Here is a 21,043-nt window from a genome sequence, read left to right as displayed (position 1 = left end):
GCTCCCGCGGGCCGGTCCGCTCATCGTTCACCGGTACCGCCGATCGCGACGTAGGAGCCCCAGTAGTGGGGGTGGGAGAACCGAGGCGATGCGAGCAAAGCCAGTTGACCGGCTCGCAAGGCGGCGGCAGGATCGTGCGGGTCGCGCGCGTAGGCATCGTAGAACGACGCCATCAGCGCGGTGGTCGAGGCGTCGGGCACCTCCCACAGTGCGGCGACCACGGCCCCCGCGCCCAGCGACAGGAACGGCCGGATCAGCCCCAGCATCTCATCGCCTGGCAGCCGTTCGGCCAGGGCCGTCTCGCAGGCGCTGAATACAACCAGCCGCGGACGCACCCGCAGGTCCGCCAGCTCATACCCATAGACCGGCCCGTCGGACAGGTAGAACCGCGACAACAGCGGGTCACGGGCGTCGAACTCGGCGTGACAGGCGAAGTGCAGGACATCCACGGGGCCGTCGAGTGACAGCAGCGCCCGCCGGTCGGCCCGGCCGCGTTCGAGCCGCTCCAGCCTGGGCAACACCCGCTCCAGCGCGTCGAGTTCCTCGGGTACGCACGGCAGCGCGGGAAGCGGCAGGTAGGACACGCTCTCCAGGCCCAGCGCGCACGACCCCGCCCCGTCCGGCCTCTCGCCGAGCCGACGGCCGGCCCGGACGGCCACCGCCGTACTGGGTGCCAGCACGACCGTCCTATGCTCGATGAGATACCCGCTGCAGCCGCGGAGCGCGGCAAACGGCACTGCGTGCAGGACACCGTGCGGCACAACCAGCAGACGCCGCATCGCGGCCAGCAGGCCTTCAGCTGGTGCGATCAGCCCCTCATACAGCGCGGCAAGGCTGTGCGGCGTGGCTCGGATCCGCCGTTCGGCGTCCCATACCTCCAGGTGGTCACGCACGTCCTGCGGCGTGATGTCCAGCCGCACCTGACGGGCGACCTGATCGACCACGACGACCAGGGTGATCCGATCGGGCCCGCAGAAGTAGTGCAGGACTGCGGTTCCGTCCGTCGCCGCCTCGACAGCCTCGCGAGGCGTGGCCGCCGCGCGGGCACCGAGCGGGCGCCGCTGCCGCCCCCGGTACAGCGAAGCCAGTCGCCGGGTCAGTGCCTCGACTTCCGAGGACTCCCATGGACGCCCGAACCCGCGATGCAGTGCTCGGATGATCCGCCCGCGCAGGGCCTCGGCCTCACCTGCTTCGGCCGCTCCCAGTCTCTGCAGACCTGGGCCGCCTGCCTCTGCCTGGTCGAACAGCGTCCGTGCCTTGGCCCGTTCGAGTACGCGCAGCGCCTCATTCAGGTCGCCGTCGGCCAGCGCGGCCTCCAGCAGCTGGGCGTACACCATGTCCTGCTCGGGCAGGGCGTAGAGCCGCAATTGCTCGTCCCTCAGCCGATCTCGCAGCCCCTCGATCAGATCGGCGGCACGCTCCAGGTCGGCCCGCCACCTGGGCAGGCCGGCTCGCTCGTTCCAGCGGGCTGAGGCGAGCAGCGCTGCGAAGGAGACCGCGTGGTTGTTACGGACGGACGCCGCCTCCAGGGCTCGGCTCAAGGACTGCGACGGGTCCTGGCCCAAAGCCTCCTGGGCAGCTGCACAGCGTAACCACAGATCCGCGCCGAGGCCGGACCCGGTTCGGATCGCCCGCTCGGTGGACAGGCGTACTAGCCGGTCCGCAACGGTGTCGGGGAGGCCGGACCACATCTCGCGCCAGCCTTTCACCTCCACAGGGGTGAGGACCTCCTCCAGCGCGGCCGTGAAGTGCTTCAACGCCCCTGCGGCGTCGCCATGCGCCATGCACACCTCGCCGCGTACGCGATGCCAGACCGCGACCAAGCCTCGGTCGCCCAGATCGTCCGGGCTGATGTCGGGAAACTGTGCCGCGGCCGGATCACTCAGAGCCACCGCGTGCACCCACGTCAGCCGTGCCCAGTGGACGTCGTCGGGGTCGTGAGGACCTTCTTCGCCGAGATCCGAGGCGTGCACCGGCACATGCAACGACGCCTCCGCGAGCGCCCGCAGGCTTCGCATTAGCATGCTCGAACGCGGCTCCTCCGAGAGGACGTTGAGTGCCTCCGCCGGCTCGCCCTCGCTGATCAGCAGGCTCGCCGCCTGCGCCTTCACCCGGCTCCGCAGTTCTGGTTCACGATCGCTGGACAGCCAGTGGAACTTCGACAGCGCGCTGTCGGACCGGCCTGTGCGCTGCAGGGACACGGCGTACCAGAACCGGGCGCGTGCAAGGACAGCTGCCCCTTCGGCCGAACGCGGCCGTACAGCCAGGTGGTCGCGAAGCACGCTCAGCGCCGACTCCGGTGCGCCCAGTCGGGCCAGCAGCACACCCAGGTGGTGCGCGCACGCGGTGGACAGGTCCTCCCATCCGCTCTCCCGCAGCATCTTGTGCATGCGGGCGATGGCCACCGCGCCGGATGGGCGAGGACAGGGGGCGTTGCTCAGCGTCCCAGCGAGCACGAGCAGCCGGGGGACAGCCAGACTTCCGGGCAGCAGAGGAGCGGCCATGGTGGACTGTCCAGCCTGCGCCAAGGCACCTGGCACGGACTGCAGCGTATCCATCACGCGGTGAGCGCGGAGGGAGCTGTCGTCGATCAGTCCCCGCTCGGCCAGGGAGACCGCTGCGTGCAGCCGGGCGTCTGCCGCCCGCAGCGGCTCGCCGACGGCGTCGAGCGCAGCCGCTGTCTCATCAACCCGTTCCAGTGCCTTGTCGGAGTGCCGGCGATCGAGGTCCATCGCCGATAGCAGCGCGTCACGTCGCAGACGGGCTGTCGCTGCCAGTTCCTCGGCGCCCGCGGCCCGGGCCGCACGGACGGCGAGCTCCAACACGGTGATCATGGCGCTCGGCGAGAACATCTCTTCCAGCCGATCGGCCAGATCGAGGAGATGCCGGGTCGGCGCAGTATCGTCGCCTAGGCCCGACAGCACCGTCTCCAGCTCGGTCTCCGACGCGGCGGCCGCCATGTGGGCCCATACCTCGTTCATTCGGCGTCACCATCGATCTGTCGGGTAATGAAGGCGAGCGCGCCCGTGAACCGACCCTCGTCCGGCTCCAGCGCGGCGGCCTGGGCGAAGCACGCCTGCGCCCGTTCCAGGTCGCCGGCTGATCGCGTCAAGAACTGTCCCAGCTGGTAGAGCACCTCTGGGTGCGGCGGGTGCTCCTCCAGATAGATCTCCAACGAGGTGATTGCCCGTTCCCAATCTCCTGCGTCCGACATGCCGATCGCGAAGTGCACCCAGACCAGCGGGTCGTCCGGCGACCCCACTGTGCGGAGCACGTCGAGGAAGGCCTCCTCCATGCCGGCTTGGGGTGCCAGGACCGCCGCGGATGCGAACGCCGCGGCCGCGTGCCCCAGTAGCCAGGCCTCTCGGCTGTCAATCATCGAGCCAAGGATCGTGTGATTGGCGAACACCGACCGATGGGCCATCCGGTAGCAACGTTCGCCCTTGAGTTTCAGTGCCGAGGGACGGAACTCCTCGTCCATTGCGACCAGCCGGTCGAGCTCGACCACGGACTCTTCGACCCACGACCACGCGCTCTCCCACGCCTGAAGCCGTGCGGTGCGGTCCTCCTCGACGGCGGGACCGAGTCGAGCATCGTCCATGACTCCCGGATCGGCCTCCGGATCGCTCTCGTCGGGCAGGGAGTCGAACAGGCCTGCCAGCTGGGACTGATAGGCCTCCAATGGGGCCTCGATCTCCTCGTCCGTGACGGGCATAAGTTGCGTCGCGGTATCCGACAGAATCTGGCACAGCGCGTACTGGTAGTCCCACACCTCGCTGTCCAGGCGGACCGCCTCCCGTGCCTCCCGCACGGCGTCCTCGTGCCGGCCGAGGCTCACCAGGAGCACGGCCAGGATGAGGCGCGGGAACGGATCGAACGGGTCATCGGCGATCGCCATTCGGTAGGTCCACAGGGGGGTGTCCAGATCGCCCAGTCCCCTCCAGGAGTTCAGCATGTTGCGGTGCAGGCGCGTCAACCGCGGCGCCAGGGCCCGGCACCGGTCGTAGGCCTCCAGCGAGGCTTCATAATCGCCGGATTCGTTGAGGACGAGCCCGAGCTGGAACAGCCCTGCCACGTTGTCGGGATGTGCCCTGACGAACCGCTCGGCGACCTGCCGGGCCTGGGCGTGCTCCTGCGCTGCGATCAGCGCGCTGGTCTCCCGGACCATAGCCAGCTCAAAGTCCGTCGGCTCGATCCGTGTCGGAGGAGGCCTGCGCGGTACCGGTGCCTCGGGCTGCGGCGCCGGCACGACGCCGGGTGGGGCGGCAAGTGGCACCACCTGGTTGAGCAGCTCATCGATAGCCACCGCCCGTCGCCACTGGCCCAGATGCAGAAACAGATCGCGCAGCCGCCGGTGCTCTTCGGCGAGCCGCTCGGCGTCGCCGCTGTTCTCGGCGACCCGGATCGCCTCCTGCCGCAGCTCGATCGCACGATCCCACTGACCCAGCGAGGTGTGCGCGGTTGCCAGGTTTCCCAGGTCCATACCGACTGACTCGGGGTTCGCAGTGCGGTGCGACAGCGCCAATGCCTCGCTGTGCAGCCTTACGGCCTCCTCCGCGTCACCCTCCAACAGCGCAATGCTGCCGAGGTTGCCGAGCCAGTCGCTCTCGTCCTGGGCCCTGCCGGCCAAGCGGGCGTAGTCGAGCGCTCGGCCAGAGGCCTCACGCGCGTCCGGAAGCAGACCCAGTTGCATCCTGACCAGGCCGATCAGCCCCCAGGACGAGCTGAGCAACGCAGGGTCCTCCAGCCGCAGCGCTACCTCGAGCAGACGCCCGACGACGAAGTCATGTGCCCGGACAAAATCGCCCAGCCGCAAGAAGCAGTCGGCTGCCAAGCGCAGCAGGCGCCAGGTCGTGGCCGATTCGGGATCCGCTGCCCGCGCGCCCTCCAGGAAGGCGCCCAGCGCTTCGGAGAGGCGTTCCTGCGCCTGCAGTGCCCCACCGAGAACTTCGTAACTCGCAGCCGACAGCCCCGAAGCATGATGTCGGCGGTAGGCGAGCAAGGTCTCCTCAGCCGTCCGCGGATCGCCCAGCTCCACATATGCACCGGCCACACACCGCATCGCGCCCTCAGCCAGCTCGGAATCGCCGCCGACCAGGGCAAGTACCGCCTCAGCCAGCGCGATGGCCCGGGCCGGCGAGTTCCGAACCGTGGACCGCTCGACCTCGGCCAACAGCCGGCCCAGAAGCTCCGACCCGAGCCCGTCCAGTAGGAATACCTCCGCCGGAAGCCCCCCAGACAGGTCGCCGCCGCCAAACAGAGCCACGTCCGCGACGATCGACGCTGCGATCGTTTGCCCAACTGTCCCCTCGGCGAACAGATCGACCGTCGGCTGGCTCACGACACGCTCAAAGAGACCACGCCGCCGCCCAGTCCGCTGCCGCTGCGCCGCGTCACCAAAGGCAACCGGAACGGGACGTCCCGCAGCTCTGCCTCGGCAGCCACCGTCAACGACGCCTCAGCCCGCACCCCGAACGGAACCGCGATGACCAGTGACAAGAGAAGATCACCGGTGACCTCGGGTGCAGCGCTCGTCTGAGCGAAATGCCACGCGGGCTGCGAACCGAACCGGCCGAACGTCATGACACGGTGCTGCAGGCGAGCCACCTCCGACGTTGTGGTCGCCGTCCTGCTCAGCCCCGGACCGACGGGAATCCCGAGCGCCTCCACCGACAGATCCGCGCTCCACTCCAGCGTCCGCACCTCCGGTACTCGGTCATCGGTCCGCTCGGGAAAGAACCCGCACGCCACCGGGCGCGGCGCACCAGCAGGAACATCGTCGCCCAGCGACACCTCCACCCGTACCCAGGCGAACCTGCATGCCGGATCCGGCACGCAGGCGACCGAGGCCAGCAGCACCACGAATCGTGGATCCGCAAAACCCACCCGCTCCAGGATCCCAGGATCAGGCACATCCTCAAACGGCCGAACCACCGGTCCCGCGACCGCCACCCGGTTCCGCTTGCCCAGCAACAGCCGCAGCTCCCTTTGCCGGTCGCTCCCTCGCACCTCCTCCAGAACCTCGTCGAGCGGCTCCAACTCAACCTCACGTCGCCGTTCCCCCAACACGGAAACATCGACCAGCACCGGGCCTCCCCACCCCTCCGTTGTCGCCGCTTGACCCCTTCGCGGTCTCTCCCATCTCCGATTTTCACGGTTTTTCCCGCTCTCCGTCGCTAATCTCCGAAAAGACATAGATGCAGCCGCGCGCTCCTGGAGGCCGGCGACTGGGCAGCCCTGACCGTGGCGGCCGGCTTCCAGCAGCTCGGCAACCTTCTCCATCGCGAAGCCCAGCCATTGGGCAGCCTTGATCCCGCGCAGCGCGGTCACCGCCTCGCCCCCTACGAGCGGCGGCCGGACGGGCTGCGTTCGGGTTCGGCCAGCAGGCCACGCCGCTCGCAGGAACGCAGGTGCTTCCTCACCGGTAGCGCCCGCCCGGGCCGCCAGGGCCTCCGGGACCGGTGCATGCACCTCGTCCACCGCGATGTCCAGCAGCAGGGCACCGGCGTCCGTGGTGAAGGTGAAGGTGGTTGCAGCCGCACTCGCGTTCCGCGCCAGTGCAGGTCAGAGGCACATCGAAGGTGGCGAACCCGGTCGTGGTCGCCGCGGTGAACGCCGTGGACGCCCAGAACGCCGAGGCAGGCGACCATCCAAGGCCGGCAGTGGCATCGCGACTGCTGCCTCGCGTTCGTACGCCTCAGGGTCCGCCACGCGGCCCCGCAGCCACAACAACACCCCGAGCGTGGCAACCCCAGGCAGGGCCAGCATGCCCAGGGCCGGACTATAACCGTCAGAGCAGGGTGCCCTTGGCTGGGGGCGCACCGCCTTACCGACCCGCGCAGAGATGACCAGCACGCACCCCGCCCTGATCCCCCGCCGCGCCGAGCAGCGGCGCACCGTCGCGGAGTTCACCCCCATACCGCCTGGGCCAAGGCCGCGCCCACGAACGCCGCGCCCAGGCCGGCGACCACACTGGCGATCACGTTGGCGGCGGCGAGGAACCGTGCCCCGCTCTCCGCCAGGCGCAGGGTCTCGTAGGAGAAGGTCGAGTAGGTGGTCAGGGCTCCGCAGAAGCCGGTACCGAGCAGCAGCTGCACCCGGTGCGAGGCGGCACCGTAGGTGACGGCACCGGACAGCAGGCCGAGGACGAGACAGCCGACCACGTTGACCGCGAAGGTGCCCCAGGGAAAGACGGTGTCGTGCCGGGCCTGCACGGCACGGTCGGTCAGGTAGCGCAGCGGTGCTCCCACCACCGCCCCGGCTATGATCAGGAGCCAGTTCATTTGCTCTTCTTCTCCTTCTCCCGGCCGACATAGCGGATGACCTCGCAGTCGTCGAGGATGACCAGCCCTTCGGTGACCAGCTCGTCCAGCTGGGGAAGGAAACCACGGACGCGGGCTTCGTCGTCGACGATGACGATCGCCACCGGCAGGTCTTCGCTCAGCGACAACAGTCTGCTGGTGTGGATCAGGGAAGAGGCGCCGAAACCCTCGATGCCCTTGAACACGCTCGCGCCGGCCAGCCCGGCCTTGTGGGCGCGGTGGACGATCTCGCTGTAGAGCGGCTTGTGCCGGAAGGTGTCGTCGTCGCCGATGAAGATGGTCACGCGCAGGGCGAAACCGTGCAGTCGTGTCACTTCGTCCTCCCAGAGATCAGGCGGCGGGTCGCCGCGGCCGCGCACCACACTGCGGCGAGGGCAGCGATCAGCGTGGCGGCCAGGTAGGCCAGGCCGGTGCGGGCGTGGTCGATCTGCACCAGGTGCTGGATGTCGACCGTGTAGGTGGAGAAGGTCGTGAAACCGCCCAGCACGCCAGTGCCGAAGAACGGGCGCACGAGCCGATGAGCGGCCCATACCTCCGTGATGAGGACCATGAGGACGCCGATCATCGCGCAGCCGACCGTGTTCACCGTGAGTGTGGTCCAGGGGAAGGCGCCGGTGGCGGTAGGCCACAGCAGGGAGGCTCCGTAGCGGGCTGCTGCCCCCATGGCGCCGCCGACCGCGACGACCGCGATCACGGATGCCTGCCCGCGAACCAGTTCGCGGCGCTGGGCAGGCACATGCAGGTCAACGTCGGGATCCATGGGCTCGGTGATCTGATCGCGTGGGGCCGTCATCGACATTCGTCTCCTACTCGTGGGGCGCCCGGGCATGCAGACGCGTCTTCATCACAAGTAGGGACTGTTGGCGGCACCGATGCCGCGGTTCGGGTACGGCGAGCCCCACCACCGCGCAGCAACCACAGCAGGCTGCCGCAGGCCACCAGCTTACCGGTGTGCCAGCCACATGACGTCGAACAGGCATGCTCCAGAGCCGCCCCTCCCCCAGTCGTGAGGTCGCGAGCCCCCACGGGCTGTGCGTCCTCGCCGGATTCGTCCGGAGCCCATACGGCGGCGAACACCGCAAGGCCCTCGCCGCTGCCGCTTCCTCCCGCCTCCCGCTCACCCCGTCGGCGCCCGGGGCGTCGACGTCGACTCCGGCCGCTCCGGCGCCCCACCGGCACCGCGAAGCGAGACCCGTGCCACCGACCCCGGGCTCGGCGGCCTCGGGGACCGGGCAGGTGTGAAGCGGCTCAAGGACCCTCGTGGCCGCCGCTGTCCTGGAAGGCCTCGTTCCCTCTCGCCCTCGCGCCACGCCGTGGACCCCGGCACCATGAGACGGCTCAGCCAGGCGCATCCACGAGAGCCCAAAAAAAATCCGACGGCGATGTCGAGAAAGCGTGACCGGCTCCGTCCCCGAGGTGAACGCGACCACAATGGGTCGCACCAGCACCGAGGAGAACCACGATGGCCAAGTACCTGCTGCTCAAGCACTACCGCGGCGCCCCGGCTCCGGTGAACAACGTGCCGATGGACCAGTGGACGCCGGAGGAGATCTCGGCGCACATGCAGTACATGAACGACTTCGCGGCCCGGCTGGAGAAGACCGGCGAGTTCGTCGACGGCCAGGCGCTCGCCCCCGAGGGGACCTGGGTCCGCTACGACGGGGAGGGGCGCCCGCCGGTCACCGACGGCCCGTTCGCCGAGACCAAGGACCTCATCGCCGGCTGGATGGTGATCGACGTCGACAGCTACGAGCGCGCCGTCGAGCTGGCCGGGGAGCTCTCGGCCGCTCCCGGGGCGGGCGGGAAGCCGATCCACGAGTGGCTCGAGGTGCGCCCGTTCCTGGCCGCGTCACCCTCCACCACCGAGTGCCCTCACCGATGAACGAGGCCCTGCTCCGCAGCCTCACGCCGAGCGTTCTCACCATCCTCGTCCGCCGCGGAGCCGACTTCGCGGCGGCAGAGGACGCCGTGCAGGACGCGCTGGTCGAGGCGGTCCGCGGCTGGCCCGCCGACCCTCCGCGAGATGCCAAGGGCTGGCTGGTCACCGTCGCCTGGCGCAAGTTCCTCGACCAGGCCCGTGCGGGCGCCGCCCGCCGCCGGCGTGAGGACCTCCTCGACCAGGAACCGGCGCCCGGGCCCGCGGCCGCGGTGGACGACACACTGCAGCTGTACTTCCTGTGCGCCCACCCGTCGCTGACGCCGTCGTCGGCGGTCGCGCTCACCCTGCGCGCCGTCGGCGGGCTCACCACCCGCCAGATCGCCCACGCCTACCTGGTGCCCGAGGCCACCATGGCGCAGCGCATCAGCCGGGCCAAGCGCACCGTCGCCGGCGTGCGCTTCGACCAGCCCGGCGACGTCGCCACCGTGCTGCGCGTCCTCTACCTGGTCTTCAACGAGGGCTACTCCGGTGACGTCGACCTCGCCGCCGAAGCCATCCGGCTCACCCGGCAGCTCGCCGCCGCCATCGACCACCCCGAGGTGGCCGGGCTGCTCGCCCTCATGCTGCTCCACCACGCCCGGCGCGTCGCCCGGACCGCTCCCGACGGCGGCCTGGTGCCGCTCGCCGAGCAGGACCGTAGCCGCTGGGACACCGTTTCGATCGCCGAGGGCGTCGAGATCCTGCAGGCGGCCCTCGCCCGCGACCGGCTGGGCGAGTTCCAGGCCCAGGCCGCCATCGCCGCCCTCCACGCCGACGCACCCACCGCCGAGGAGACCGACTGGGTGCAGATCGTCGAGTGGTACGACGAACTCGTGCGCCTGACCGACAGCCCCGTCGTCCGGCTCAACCGCGCAGTCGCCGTCGGCGAGGCCGACGGACCACGCGCCGGGCTGGCGGCGCTCGCGGCGCTGGACGCCTCACTGCCCCGCCACGCCGCGGTGGCCGCGTACCTCCACGAACGCGACGGCGACCTGGCGACAGCGGCGCGGCTGTACGCCGAAGCCGCCCACAAGGCACCCAACCTCGCCGAACGCCACCACCTCACACGCCAGGCCGCCCGGCTCAACACCCACCGACACAGCTGACAGGCCCCGCCGAAGCCTTCCCACACCCCTGCCGCGGCCCCGTGGCCACAGCCGTCGCCGCACAGTGAGGTTTTCTCAGAGGCCAGGTCCGACGTCTTGGCGGGATCAGGGGTGGACCGCTTCGAGTATGCGCGGCCTTCGCCGGTGGGCCGTCACACCGGGTCCGGCAGGTCCATGAGCGCGAGTTCGGCCGGGTCGACCACGGCGGTGATCTCGGTGATGCGGCCGTCGGCGACGGTGAAGGCCAGGAGGGAAAGCGGGGTGCCGTCCTCGCTCCAGGAGATGACGCCGGGGCGGCCGTTGACGGTCGCCGCATGTGCTCGTGCCGCGCTGCCGGCCACTCGTGCGCGGGTGGCGACTTCGGTGGCTCCGAGCGTGACGAACCGGCCGTTCGGGGTGTGGACGGTGAACTTCACCTCGGGGTGGAGAACCTGCAGCAGCTGCTCGAACCGGCCCTCGCGTGCCGCGCCCAGGAAGGCCTGGACCACCTCGCGTTGTCGTCGTCCCACGCTTGCCGGCTGCTGGGCGGCTCGTGCTTTCCTGCGGGCGCGGCTGGCGAGCATTTTGGTCGCGTCGGCGGACTTGCCGAGAATGGTGCCGATCTCCGCGAAGGGCACCGCGAACACGTCGTGCAGCACGAACGCCAGTCGTTCGTCCGGACGCAGCGAGTCGAGGACCGTGAGGAGCGCGAGGCCGACGAAGTCCCCCAGTGCCACAACGTCTTCCGGCGCGGGAGCGTCGTCGAGCGTCACCGTGAATTCGGGCAGCCGGTCGTCGAAAGAGACTTCCGGGCGGGTCCGGCCGGACCTGAGGACATCGAGGCTGATGCGGCCGACCACGGTGGTCAGCCAGCCGCCGAGGTTGTCGATGGTGCCGGTGTCCTGGCGGGACAGACGCAGCCACGCCTCCTGGACCACGTCGTCCGCGTCGGCGTGCGATCCGAGCACGCGGTAGGCGACGGCCCGCAGCCGGTCGCGGTGGGACTCGAAGGCATCGGTGATCGGATCCGTGGGATGGGTGCCCGGCATGTTGTTACCTCCATGGAAGCTGCTCCGTCATAGGGGTGACGGGCGCAAGCCCCGCAAGGTAACCCGATGAAGGAGAGCACCTCACATGGAAAACCGGCTCAAGAACAAGAACACGAACAACCCCGATGTGTGGACCGCGATCCAGCACCTGCAGAAGGCGATCGCCGCCGGGGGCGTCGACCCGAAGCTGCTCGCACTGGTCCACCTGCGCGTCAGCCAGATCAACAGCTGCTCGGCGTGCGTCCACGCCAGTGTCGCCGGAGGGAAGAAGGCCGGTGACACCGACGAGCGGCTGCACAACGTGGCGGCGTGGCGCGAGGCGCCGTTCTACACCGATGCAGAGCGCGCGGCACTGGCGCTGGCAGAGGCCGCCACCCGGTTGCAGGACGGTGCGCAGGGCGTCACCGACGCGATCTGGGAAGAGGCCAACGCCCATTTCACAGAGGAGGAGATCGGCGCGATCAACCTGGAGATCGCGTTGACCAACTTCTTCAACCGGATCAACCGCACCATCAAGGAACCGGCCGGCCAGACCTGGGGCTGAGCCCGGAGCGGCTCTTTCCGGGAGATCCCCGTCTCGGCGGGGACGTGGGCGATCGGGCGGTTCTGGCAACGCTGCACGAGACGCAACCCACCCTCCGGGGACAGCGGGGTGTTTCGGTGAGTCGCGGCCGGTTCCTAGAGCCACGGATCGAGGGCGTGCTTGCCACGGGTCCGGCCCGCTTCGAGTTCCTGAACGACGGCCGGTCCCTCGGCCAGGGGGTGGACCTGGGGGGTGCCGGGCGTGTACACGCCGTCGGCGATGAGTGCCTCGATCTCGGCGAGCAGCTCGTCATAGATGGATGGGGCTGCGGATGCCAGCGCGCCGATGTGCAGGCCCTTGACCTGGACCTGGTGAGTGAAGACCAGGTCGTGTGTGGTCAGGCCGGCGTCGCCGGAGGCGGCTCCGAACACGACGACGCGCCCGGTGAAGGGCTTCGTGACCGCCAGGCTGACCTGGAAGGTGGCTTGTCCCACGGACTCCAGTACCAGGTCCACGCCGCCGGTCAGGTGGGTGATCTCCGCGGCCAGATCGGGGTGTGCGCTGTCCAGGACCGCGTCGGCGCCGAGCGCTTTGACGGTGTCGTGCTTGGACGGTGAGGTCGTGGCGATCACCCGCGCGCCATAGTGACGTGCGAGGCGGACAGCGGCCTGTCCCACACCGCCTGCCGCGGCATGAATGAGCACCGCCTCGCCTGCCCTGATCTCACCCAGCGGTTTCAGTGCCGCCAACGCGGTGGCCCAGTTCAGCACCAGGCCGAGGGATTCGGCGTCCGTCCAGCCGGACGGGACGGGAAGCACCTGCGCGGCCGGCATCGTCATGTACTGCGCGAAGGCGCCTGGGCCGGCCCCGACGACATGGCTGCCGACCTGGAGGGGACTTTCGACCTCCGGCCCGACGCCCACGATCTCGCCGGCGGCTTCGAAGCCCGCCACGTAGGGCGCCTGTGGTCCTCCTGCGTAGGTTCCATGGGTCTGCATGACATCCGCGAAGTTGACCCCGGCGGCGCCGACACGGATCAAATACTCGCCCGGCCCCGGGATGGGGCGGCGCTGTTCCGTCGTGTGGCTCAGGTCCTTCGGCCCGCGGTGCGAGTGCTGGACCAGGGCCCGCATCGTCTGCTCGGGGCTGTGTTGCTGCTCGTCGATCTCCATGTACTGGAACGTAGAAGCTTCACACTGGCGTCAAGGTCAAGCGGTGATCATGCGTCAGTGGATCGGGCCTCTCGCAAGTAGGCGTCGAGTGCTGACTGTTGAGCACAGAGATCGGCAATGCGGGCAGTGAGCCGATCGCGATAGCTCTGCACCTCGCGGAGGAACTCCGCGCACAGCACGTCCGTGCCGCCATCATCGCGACCGTGGTTGAGGTGGGGCAGGATCTCCTTGATCAACCGCACGGGCAGTCCGGACTCCAGCAGCGAGCGGACGGCGAGGACCCGGTCGATGGTCGACCGGCAGTAATCGCGGTATCCATTGCTGAAACGACCAGGGACGATCAAGCCCTCGTCCTCGTAGTACCGCAACGACCTCGCACTCACGCCGCTGATCCTGGACGCTTCGCCGATCTTCATGTCTGGAAGCAACAGCCGGGCGCTCCGCGATCTTCCACGCACCGGCAACCTCCCGTCCCGGAACAGCCAGCCACCGCTGCCGCCAGGTGGACGAACTCAGGACAGCACTCTTACGGGTGTACACGTAGTAGAAGTACACACGGCGACCCGGCAGAAAACCTGTCGTGGCGACAGTAGACATCGGCTCGTCCCAGAGGTACTGTTTTCGTCGTAGCCAGGAAGTCGAAGTAGGCACGGCAGACACGAACTGCCGTGCAAGCAGTCAAGAAGGACACGGCCCCAGCGGGCCGTGAGCAGTACCCGCGATATCCAGCAGTACAGCCGAGTAACCGAAAGTAAGGAGCCGAACGCCATCAGGATCGCCCGGGCGAGGAAGCAGTCCGCCCGGGTACCGCAGGCCCCGGATTGGAAGGTGGTCCCCGGTCAAGCATCCGCGATTCCCGCAGCCCCGCCCTCCCAGGCGGAACCTGCGGACGAAGAAGGCCGGCGCAGTGCGCCGGTAGATGGTGTTGAAAGCTCGGGGCCCCGGGGGGCCGCCCCCCCCCCCGCCCCCCCCCGCCGCCCCCCCCCAAAAAGGGGGCGGGGGGGGGGGGGGGTGGGGGGGCCCGGGGGGGGGGGGGCCCCCCCCCCCCCCCCCCCCCCCCCCGACGCGTCCCCGAAAGAAGAGGTCTATGCCCCCTGCCGCTTCCCGCCCCGTCGACAATCTCGACGATGACGACTACCCCGCCTACACCATGGGCCGGGCCGCCGAGATGCTCGGCACCACCCCTGCCTTCCTCCGAGCCCTGGGCGAACACCGCCTGATCAGCCCGCTCCGCTCCCAGGGCGGGCACCGCCGCTACTCCCGCCACCAGCTGCGCATCGCAGCCCGCGCCCGCGAGCTCGTCGACGATGGCACCCCCATAGAGGCCGCTTGCCGCATCGTCATCCTCGAAGACCAGCTCGAAGAAGCCCAGCGCATCAACGAGCAACTGCGCACCCAAGGCGACACGTCGCAGCCGCAGACCTAGCTTGATCAGGACGCCAGGGCGCCACCCGAACCCCGACCGTCAGCGCACGAGGCCCGCCGTCATGGGCCGACTCTCCGGCCACGCACAGCACGCCATCGCGACCTACCCGCAGCGCCAGCCAGACCTGCGGCCCGTTCGTCACGATCGGGGTCTGCCCCAGAAGAACACCGAGGACCCCGACACACCCGTCGGGGCCCCCACCACTTCAAGATCAACCACTAATTCCAGCGGTAGCCCATGACCACAGCGATTGCGCTGCTTGGACGCTCCCAGGGCTCTCACATCGCCGCCCGGCTCCATGCTCACAACGGCGTCGTGGACGAATGCTTGGCGCACCGGGTCAGTATGCACCCGGATGGACGCCCCCAGCTCATTTTTCCGGGTGGCTGGTCGCCGGTGCGGCAAGGGGGTGGGCGGGGCGTCATGGAGAAGGGGCGGTTGCGGACGGAGAGTGGTTGGGAACTGCCGGTGAGCACGGACGGGAGCGGACTGTCGGCGCAGCACCCGAGGATGCGGGGGCTGTTCCTGCTGGTGGAGACAGTGCGGAGGGAGGCAGGTGCGCGCCAGGTGCGGAGGGGGGCTGCCTCGGCTGGGGGGTGTCGGGGACGGGGGTGGTTCTGCTCGTCCGGGGCGGTGGTGCTTGGCCGGAACTGATCGGCGGGCACACGGAGGAGGGAAGGCAGGTCGGGACGTCCGATGTTGGCCGTGATGACCTCACCGAGCGAGCCGCTGGAGGAGACCGAAATGCCCTTGAGCCGTGAAGAGCGGGAGCAGTTCCTGGCGGAGCCGCACGTCGCCGCGCTGTCGGTGGATGCAGGGTCCGGACGAGCGCCGTTGAGCGTGCCGATCTGGTACCAGTACGCGCCGGGCGGAGATGTCTGGATCATGACAGGGCCGGCGTCCCGGAAGTACAGCCTGATCAGCGAGGCGGGCCGCTTCACGTTGCTGGTCGACCGCATCGAGCCCACGATCAGGTACGTGTCCGTGGAGGGCCCGGTGGTGAAGACGACGCCGGCGACGATCGAGGAGCTGAGGGAGATCTCGGCGCGGTACCTGCCGGCCGACAAGGTGGACGCATACGTGGATTTCGCCTGGAAGAACCACGGCGAGCAGGCCGTGATCCACATGCGCCCCGAACGATGGGTGTCCTCGGACCTGGGCCAGGTCTGACCATCCGGGGCCGTTGGGTCTGGCCATCGGGGAGCCAGGTCTGACCATCGGGGCATGGCACCGATCTTCACCCACTGCTCAGATCGCTCCGGTCCGGCCCCTGGGACGGCCACCGTCCCGCCCTTCGACCCGGCGGCGCCCCCCCGCTGCCCCTCCTCACGACCTGGTTACGGGAAGGGGTGGCGGCGGGCGAGCGCGAGCCGCACTGTCCCGGACCGACCCGGTGCCCGGCCACCCTGCGGAACCTGACCTGTCCAGTGACCGAAGACGTCAACCGACACCAGCAGCGGATCATGGAGATGCTCCACCGACTCACGCCCGGTCGGCGAACGATGGCCGCCTGGCAGGTCGTCAGTGTCTCCTCAGCGGTCCGAGGCCCCGGCGGGCGGAAGCAGGGGCCAGGCCAGCTCCGCTCGGCCGGCGCCCGCGCTGACCCACTGCTCGCCGTGAGCGTCGATGTGAAGCCGGTAGCACGCTGGTTCACCGGCGGCCCGCCAGCGGGCGGCGACGCTCTGGAGCTCGTCCCAGATGTCCCGTGGCCCACAGGCCGCGAGATCCCACTCACCGGCCTCGGCGGGGCGGACGGTGAGCCAGGACCCGCACGCCGGCGCCCCGTTCTCGAGCCGGGCCACCATCGCCGCACGCGCGGCGGCGGCACGGTTCACGGCCTGGTCCGAATCGGCTGGAGAAGGGTCAGGGATCATTCCCACCCCATCTCGGTGTACCGGTGACCCTCACGGAGGCGTTCGACAGCTGTGCGGGTGTAGGCCACGATCGGCTCCGGCAAGGCACTCGGGCTCCACCAGCGCCAGGCCAGGCACTTGTCGGGCTCGCGGATCACCGGCTGTCCCTCCCACCGCCGTACGCGGAAGACGAGTTGCAGGCGCGGCTGGGTGCCCGGCACGTCGCAGAGGTGCACCGTGTGCACGAGCTCGGCGTCTTCGGGGTGAATCAGCAGGCCCGCTTCCTCGTACGCCTCCCGCACGAGGCACGCGACCGCGCTCTCCTGCTCACAGTGCCCTGCCAGGAAGTGCCAGGTCTCGCCGGCGTACGCGCAGTCGGGGTGGCGCAGGCCCAGCAGGACGTCGCCCCGCGCGTTCTCGAGGTAGAGATGGACACCGACCACGTTGGGGACGGTTCCGCGGTCCGTGTTCGGAACAGGCCGCCGTACCCGAGGCAGGGCAGCGGGATCCGGTACGGCGCTCCGCGGGCCGGTCGGCCGCCGCGCGGCGTGGGCGCGCACCAGGTCGAGGGTCGAAGGGCTCATCCGCAGACGCGACATGATCTGCGGGGCGAACCAGCGCAGCATGATCCCTTCGGTGAGGTGAAGAGCCTCGGGGTCGCCGTTCCAGCGGGCCGCGAACACCTGGATGGGCACGGTCGCCCCGTCGAGACCCACCGCGTACTCCGTTCGGAAGGGCTCGAGAACCGGCAGCACGAGTCCGGCTTCCTCCCACAGCTCCCGGCGAGCTGTCTCCTCCAGGGACCGGTCGCCGGGCTCCCGTCCCCCGCCGAGCAGGGACCAAGCTCCCGGCTCCCAGATGCCAGGGACCTGATCCCGTAGATGCAGGAGGTACTCGCCGCTGTCGTTGACGATCAGGACCGATGCGTTCTCCGGCTCGGGTACGGAGGAGTCGGAGTCGAGTGGTCCGGTAGGTGCAGTAGCTCCGTCGTGAGCCGAGGCCAACACGTCCCCCAGAAGTCGCGCGAGAGTTCATCGTCGCCCAGCTCAACGACCCAGCACGTCTGTCGAACGCACGTTTTTCAGACGTGTTGTCCGGCCACCACTCCCGCAGGTGCTCGGGGCCAACGTCGCATGATCAGTGGGCGCTGGACTTCGCCGTCGGGGGTGACGCGGACCCGATGGTCTTCTTGCCGAAGCGTTTGCCCGACTCCAGGTGGCCCCGTTGGGCTGAGCCCCGTCCGTCAGTCCGCGTGTCATACCCCGCAAGACCCCCCCATTTCGTTTGGCACCGGGCGAACTTGGGGATGCCGTGACACGCCGCCAGGCGGCAGGGGATCATGAAACACATGCCTCACACGTCTCGGCGAAGACTCCTCGCCGCCTTCGCTGCCTCTGCCGCCGCTGCCCCGCTCACCGGTCTGGCCGCCGCCCCGGCTCGCGCCGCCACGGCGGCGGACGTTCCGGCCTTCCCGGGACCGGGCGGCCTGTCCTCGGCCCGTTCGTGGGTGACCATGGCGCCGCTGGGCGCCTCGTACTTCACCCCGGTGGCCCTCACCACCCCACTCACCACCACCGTGCTCTCCGGCACCCCGGCCCGCACCGAGGTCACCTCCGGCGGCAAGCGCGTCGCGCTGCTGACGCACGGCGCGCGAACCGTCGTACTGCCCGGCCCGCAGCGGACGTTCGGGGAGAACAAGCGGCCCTTCGTGGACGACTTCCAGCGGACACTGCCGGACCTCACGCTGGACGAGGAGAACCGGGTGTACTGGGGCACCTCGCCGGGCGGCGGCAAGTGGGTCACGTCCGAAACCTTCAGGACCGACTTCTCGGTGGTGCCGGGCACCGGAATCATCGACCTCACGACCGCCGGGTACAGCCGGCACGCCAGCCTGCGCGACGACGAGATCACCGACGTCGACGTGCGCTGCACGGCCAGGTTCGACAAGGTCCCGACGGGTCAGGCCTGTTCGTTCGCGTTGAGCTTCGGCTATGTCAGCACCCAGAACCACTACCGGGCCCGGCTGTCCTTCCTCACCTCCGGGGCGGTCGAGATGCGGTTGGAGAAGGAGGTCGACAACGCCGTGACCCAGCTGGCGACGGCGGTCACCCTGGCCACCGGCGTGCCGGCGGGCACCGACTGGACGATCCGGGTGCGGCGGGAGGGCACCCGGATCCAGGCGAAGGCCTGGCAGTCCGCGTCGGCGGAACCGTCTTCGTGGGCCTTCGACCTCACCGACTCCACGCCCACGTTGACCAAGGGCCGGGTGGGTCTGCGCGCCTTGGCCAACGAAGGCTGCACCAATCTGCCGGTCCGACTGTCCGTGAGCCGCCTCGAGGTGGACGCCGCGAACTGGGCGGTTCTGCCGACCGTCACCCACGGCGACTGGGTGCGCCTGCTGCCCGAGCCGTTCGACGGCAATTGGACGGCCGGGCTGGAGCAGACGATCCGCGGCTGGGCCGGTTCCACCGTCCCGGACGTACTCGCGTACGCCGCGATGTTCCTCGGCGGCGCTCCGGCGGTCACGGCCGGCTCCGGACCGGCCCAAGGCAAGCAAGTACTGGGCGAAGCCGGGTACGGCTATCTCGACACGCAGGGCTATCGGCTCGAGGGCGCCGACTTCCACGAGTACATGAAGGTGGGCTGGACCTTCCCGGACGGCACGTACAAGGGGCCGTCCAGCAAACAGGTCGGCAACCTCGACTGCTCGGGCTACACACGCATGGTCTACGGCTACCACCTGGGTGTCCCCCTGGCCGCCGACGAGGACACCTCGGGCACCCGGATACCGCGCAAGTCCCGGCACATCGCCGACTACGCACCGGGCGTGGTCGTCGACCGCGCTACCGGGACCACCCCGCCCGCCGCGGCCCTGCTCCAGCCCGGCGACCTGGTGTTGTTCAACGCCGACTCCAGTGACGACGCAGTCAGCCTGACCGTCGACCACGTCGGCATCTACCTGGGTCTCGACCAGGGCGGCAGACGCCGCTTCCTCTCCAGCCGCAAGACGGTCAACGGACCCACCATGTCCGACCTCGGCGGCGCGTCCCTCCTCGACGGCTCGGGCACCTACGCCAAGACACTGCACACCGTCCGCCGTATCTGAGCCAGACCAGGAGCCACTCAACGGACTCCCACAGGGACCGGCGGGTGCGGATACCGAAATACCGGAACGACTGCACCTGCCGGCCACCCTCGACTTCTCCCTGCCCCTGGGCGGCGTACGCAGCCATCCTCCTCACCTCGATCGCCCGACAGCCTGAGGTGCGCGTGAGCAAGCCACTGCCGAACACCCTGACCCAGCTCGCCGGCGAACTTCTCCTCAAGAGCCCGGAGTTCGCCCGACTCTGGGAACGCTACGACGTCAAGAGCCGCAGCCACGGCCGCAAGACCTTCCACCACCCCGAGGTCGGCGATCTCACCCTCGGCTACCAGTCCATGCAGCTCGAAGGCACCCCGGGCCACCGCCTCACCACGTACTACGCCGAACCGGGCACCGCCGAGCACGACGCCCTGGTACTCCTTGACATGCTCGGCTCCCAGTCCTCGCCCCAGAAACCGGCGAGCGGCGCCCCGTCGACCGCCGGTCAGGACGAGTCCGAGCCGTCCGCCTCCCTGACAACACCAGCACCCACGAGCAGCAGTACGGCACCGGTGGCCAGGAGATGGCGACCTGACGGCGCAGCCCCCGGTCACCGCGGGCGAGCAGCCCGTAGACGACGAGGTGCACGCAGCGCACGAACAGGTAGGCGCCGGCCAGCACCAGCGGATCGGCTCGGAGGTGACCGAGCACGCCGTCGGCGACCGCGTGGGCGTGGGCTGCATGGCCGACTCCTGCCGCGAGTGCGTCAACTGTCTCCAGGGCGAGGAGCAGTACTGCCTGAAGGGCCACACCCTGGTGTTCGGCAGCGTCGGACGGGACGGGCAGATCACCCAGGGCGGCTACTCCACCCACGTGGTGGTGACCGAGGACTTCGTACTGCGGATCCCCGACGGCCTTCCCCTCGACACGGCCGCGCCGCTGCTGTGCGCGGGCATCACGACATACTCCCCGCTGCGGCACTGGGGCGCGGGCCCCGGCAAGAAGGTCGCGATGGTGGGACTCGGCGGCCTGGGCCATCTCGCCGTGAAGATCGCCAAAGCGATGGGCGCCGAGGTCACCGTCCTGTCGCAGTCGCTGAAGAAGCAGGACGACGGCCTGCGTCTGGGCGCCGACCGCTACCACGCCACCAGCGACCCGACGACCTTCGAAAACCTCGCCGGCAGCTTCGACGTCATCCTCAACACGATCAGCGCCAAGATCGACGTCGACGCGTATCTGTCCCTGCCGGCCCTCGACGGCGCCCTGATCAACCTCGGTGCCCCCAGCGAATCGCTCCCGGTCAACGTGCCCTCCCTGTTCGCCAACCGCCGCTCCTACGCCGGCTCGCTCTTCGGCGGCATCCGCGAAACCCAGGAAATGCTCGACTTCTGCGCCCGGCACGGCATCGGCGCCGACATCGAGGTCATCCCGGCGGAGAAGATCAACGAGGCGTTCGAGCGGCTCCTCGCCTCCGACGTGCGCTACCGGTTCGTGGTGGACACCACCTCGCTGGCCTGACACACGCGACCAGTGACTACGGGTCCCGCCTCCCTCGGGTGCGGGACCCGTAATCGTCCGATACGCCGGTGCCGACAGCTACCTGGTGCCCTGTG

At 69.6% G+C, this 21,043-nt stretch carries 18 protein-coding genes and 2 pseudogenes; 9 read left to right on the top strand and 11 right to left on the bottom strand.

What is annotated here, in order from left to right; all coding sequences use genetic code 11:
• Positions 1-20: 20 nt before the first annotated feature.
• From ACPT94_RS26025 to crcB (ACPT94_RS26000), 6 genes are all read right to left on the bottom strand, one after another.
• The gene (locus ACPT94_RS26025; protein ID WP_425246942.1) at positions 21-2,981 is read right to left on the bottom strand and encodes a CHAT domain-containing protein; all 2,961 of its coding nucleotides are present in this window, start codon (positions 2,979-2,981) and stop codon (positions 21-23) included.
• Positions 2,978-5,341 carry a tetratricopeptide repeat protein gene (locus ACPT94_RS26020; protein WP_425246941.1) on the bottom strand — a complete coding sequence of 788 codons (2,364 nt, stop codon included), beginning with the start codon at positions 5,339-5,341 and terminating at the stop codon, positions 2,978-2,980. The genes ACPT94_RS26025 and ACPT94_RS26020 overlap by 4 nt, the downstream gene beginning before the upstream one ends.
• Positions 5,338-6,087 (bottom strand): hypothetical protein, encoded by a 750-nt coding sequence (locus ACPT94_RS26015; protein ID WP_425246940.1) that lies wholly within the window; start codon positions 6,085-6,087, stop codon positions 5,338-5,340. The genes ACPT94_RS26020 and ACPT94_RS26015 overlap by 4 nt, the downstream gene beginning before the upstream one ends.
• 821 nt (positions 6,088-6,908) lie before the next feature.
• Complete coding sequence (crcB, locus tag ACPT94_RS26010) at positions 6,909-7,283, bottom strand: fluoride efflux transporter CrcB (protein ID WP_360346849.1); 375 nt, start codon at positions 7,281-7,283, stop codon at positions 6,909-6,911.
• The gene (locus ACPT94_RS26005; protein ID WP_360346851.1) at positions 7,280-7,636 is read right to left on the bottom strand and encodes a DUF190 domain-containing protein; all 357 of its coding nucleotides are present in this window, start codon (positions 7,634-7,636) and stop codon (positions 7,280-7,282) included. The genes crcB (ACPT94_RS26010) and ACPT94_RS26005 overlap by 4 nt, the downstream gene beginning before the upstream one ends.
• Positions 7,633-8,115 carry a fluoride efflux transporter CrcB gene (gene crcB, locus ACPT94_RS26000; RefSeq protein ID WP_360346853.1) on the bottom strand — a complete coding sequence of 161 codons (483 nt, stop codon included), beginning with the start codon at positions 8,113-8,115 and terminating at the stop codon, positions 7,633-7,635. Before crcB (ACPT94_RS26000) ends, ACPT94_RS26005 begins: the two co-directional genes overlap by 4 nt.
• 669 nt (positions 8,116-8,784) lie before the next feature.
• Between crcB (ACPT94_RS26000) and ACPT94_RS25995 the strand changes: the two genes are divergently transcribed.
• Entirely contained in the window at positions 8,785-9,204 is a 420-nt protein-coding gene (locus tag ACPT94_RS25995; RefSeq protein ID WP_425246939.1) for a YciI family protein, read from the top strand.
• Positions 9,201-10,346, top strand: a complete 1,146-nt coding sequence (locus tag ACPT94_RS25990) for an RNA polymerase sigma factor (RefSeq protein WP_425247001.1) — start codon at positions 9,201-9,203, stop codon at positions 10,344-10,346. The genes ACPT94_RS25995 and ACPT94_RS25990 overlap by 4 nt, the downstream gene beginning before the upstream one ends.
• 152 nt (positions 10,347-10,498) lie before the next feature.
• On the opposite strand, the gene ACPT94_RS25985 is transcribed toward ACPT94_RS25990, so the two are convergent.
• On the bottom strand, positions 10,499-11,374 hold the full coding sequence (locus tag ACPT94_RS25985) for a sigma-70 family RNA polymerase sigma factor (protein ID WP_425246938.1): 876 nt from the start codon (positions 11,372-11,374) through the stop codon (positions 10,499-10,501).
• 85 nt (positions 11,375-11,459) lie between these two features.
• Here ACPT94_RS25985 and ACPT94_RS25980 point away from each other — a divergent pair, with 85 nt between their 5' ends.
• A complete protein-coding gene (locus tag ACPT94_RS25980) occupies positions 11,460-11,918 on the top strand; it encodes a carboxymuconolactone decarboxylase family protein (RefSeq protein WP_360346859.1) in 459 nt (152 codons plus the stop codon).
• A gap of 134 nt (positions 11,919-12,052) precedes the next feature.
• On the opposite strand, the gene ACPT94_RS25975 is transcribed toward ACPT94_RS25980, so the two are convergent.
• Entirely contained in the window at positions 12,053-13,069 is a 1,017-nt protein-coding gene (locus tag ACPT94_RS25975) for a zinc-binding dehydrogenase (protein WP_425246937.1), read from the bottom strand.
• Positions 13,070-13,116: 47 nt separating this feature from the next.
• Positions 13,117-13,485, bottom strand: coding sequence for a MerR family transcriptional regulator (locus tag ACPT94_RS25970; protein ID WP_360346863.1), 369 nt, complete (start codon positions 13,483-13,485; stop codon positions 13,117-13,119).
• Positions 13,486-14,156: 671 nt separating this feature from the next.
• Here ACPT94_RS25970 and ACPT94_RS25965 point away from each other — a divergent pair.
• The 3 genes and pseudogenes from ACPT94_RS25965 (at position 14,157) to ACPT94_RS25955 (ending at position 15,665) form a co-directional block, all read left to right on the top strand.
• Positions 14,157-14,495 carry a MerR family transcriptional regulator gene (locus tag ACPT94_RS25965; RefSeq protein WP_360346865.1) on the top strand — a complete coding sequence of 113 codons (339 nt, stop codon included), beginning with the start codon at positions 14,157-14,159 and terminating at the stop codon, positions 14,493-14,495.
• A gap of 397 nt (positions 14,496-14,892) precedes the next feature.
• Positions 14,893-15,149 (top strand): annotated as a pseudogene (locus tag ACPT94_RS25960) (thiolase C-terminal domain-containing protein); the annotation flags it as partial.
• Between the two features lie 90 nt (positions 15,150-15,239).
• Positions 15,240-15,665 carry a pyridoxamine 5'-phosphate oxidase family protein gene (locus ACPT94_RS25955; RefSeq protein ID WP_425247000.1) on the top strand — a complete coding sequence of 142 codons (426 nt, stop codon included), beginning with the start codon at positions 15,240-15,242 and terminating at the stop codon, positions 15,663-15,665.
• 362 nt (positions 15,666-16,027) lie between these two features.
• Here ACPT94_RS25955 and ACPT94_RS25950 read toward each other — a convergent pair whose 3' ends face one another.
• Entirely contained in the window at positions 16,028-16,330 is a 303-nt protein-coding gene (locus ACPT94_RS25950; protein ID WP_425246936.1) for a hypothetical protein, read from the bottom strand.
• Between the two features lie 35 nt (positions 16,331-16,365).
• Positions 16,366-17,352, bottom strand: a complete 987-nt coding sequence (locus ACPT94_RS25945) for an NUDIX hydrolase (protein ID WP_425246935.1) — start codon at positions 17,350-17,352, stop codon at positions 16,366-16,368.
• A gap of 344 nt (positions 17,353-17,696) precedes the next feature.
• Here ACPT94_RS25945 and ACPT94_RS25940 point away from each other — a divergent pair, with 344 nt between their 5' ends.
• From ACPT94_RS25940 to ACPT94_RS25930, 3 genes and pseudogenes are all read left to right on the top strand, one after another.
• The gene (locus tag ACPT94_RS25940) at positions 17,697-19,454 is read left to right on the top strand and encodes an NlpC/P60 family protein (RefSeq protein WP_425246933.1); all 1,758 of its coding nucleotides are present in this window, start codon (positions 17,697-17,699) and stop codon (positions 19,452-19,454) included.
• Between the two features lie 44 nt (positions 19,455-19,498).
• Positions 19,499-19,861 (top strand): annotated as a pseudogene (locus ACPT94_RS25935) (MmyB family transcriptional regulator); the annotation flags it as partial.
• Positions 19,862-20,072: 211 nt separating this feature from the next.
• The gene (locus ACPT94_RS25930; protein WP_425246932.1) at positions 20,073-20,948 is read left to right on the top strand and encodes an NAD(P)-dependent alcohol dehydrogenase; all 876 of its coding nucleotides are present in this window, start codon (positions 20,073-20,075) and stop codon (positions 20,946-20,948) included.
• The last annotated feature ends 95 nt before the right edge of the window (positions 20,949-21,043 follow it).

This window comes from Streptomyces aurantiaciflavus (assembly GCF_049808595.1).
GTDB lineage: Bacteria > Actinomycetota > Actinomycetes > Streptomycetales > Streptomycetaceae > Streptomyces.
The sequence above is the reverse complement of the archived record's forward strand: the minus strand, read 5'-3'. Positions and strand labels throughout refer to the sequence as shown.

Coding starts and splice junctions, on each gene's coding strand:
- ACPT94_RS25990 (WP_425247001.1), top strand. CDS start 9,201: ATGAACGAGGCCCTGCTCCGCAGCCTCACGCCGAGCGTTCTCACCATC.
- ACPT94_RS25975 (WP_425246937.1), bottom strand. CDS start 13,069: ATGGAGATCGACGAGCAGCAACACAGCCCCGAGCAGACGATGCGGGCC.
- ACPT94_RS25970 (WP_360346863.1), bottom strand. CDS start 13,485: ATGAAGATCGGCGAAGCGTCCAGGATCAGCGGCGTGAGTGCGAGGTCG.
- ACPT94_RS25995 (WP_425246939.1), top strand. CDS start 8,785: ATGGCCAAGTACCTGCTGCTCAAGCACTACCGCGGCGCCCCGGCTCCG.
- crcB (WP_360346849.1), bottom strand. CDS start 7,283: ATGAACTGGCTCCTGATCATAGCCGGGGCGGTGGTGGGAGCACCGCTG.
- ACPT94_RS25940 (WP_425246933.1), top strand. CDS start 17,697: ATGCCTCACACGTCTCGGCGAAGACTCCTCGCCGCCTTCGCTGCCTCT.
- ACPT94_RS25985 (WP_425246938.1), bottom strand. CDS start 11,374: ATGCCGGGCACCCATCCCACGGATCCGATCACCGATGCCTTCGAGTCC.
- crcB (WP_360346853.1), bottom strand. CDS start 8,115: ATGACGGCCCCACGCGATCAGATCACCGAGCCCATGGATCCCGACGTT.
- ACPT94_RS26025 (WP_425246942.1), bottom strand. CDS start 2,981: ATGAACGAGGTATGGGCCCACATGGCGGCCGCCGCGTCGGAGACCGAG.
- ACPT94_RS25980 (WP_360346859.1), top strand. CDS start 11,460: ATGGAAAACCGGCTCAAGAACAAGAACACGAACAACCCCGATGTGTGG.
- ACPT94_RS25965 (WP_360346865.1), top strand. CDS start 14,157: ATGCCCCCTGCCGCTTCCCGCCCCGTCGACAATCTCGACGATGACGAC.
- ACPT94_RS25955 (WP_425247000.1), top strand. CDS start 15,240: ATGCCCTTGAGCCGTGAAGAGCGGGAGCAGTTCCTGGCGGAGCCGCAC.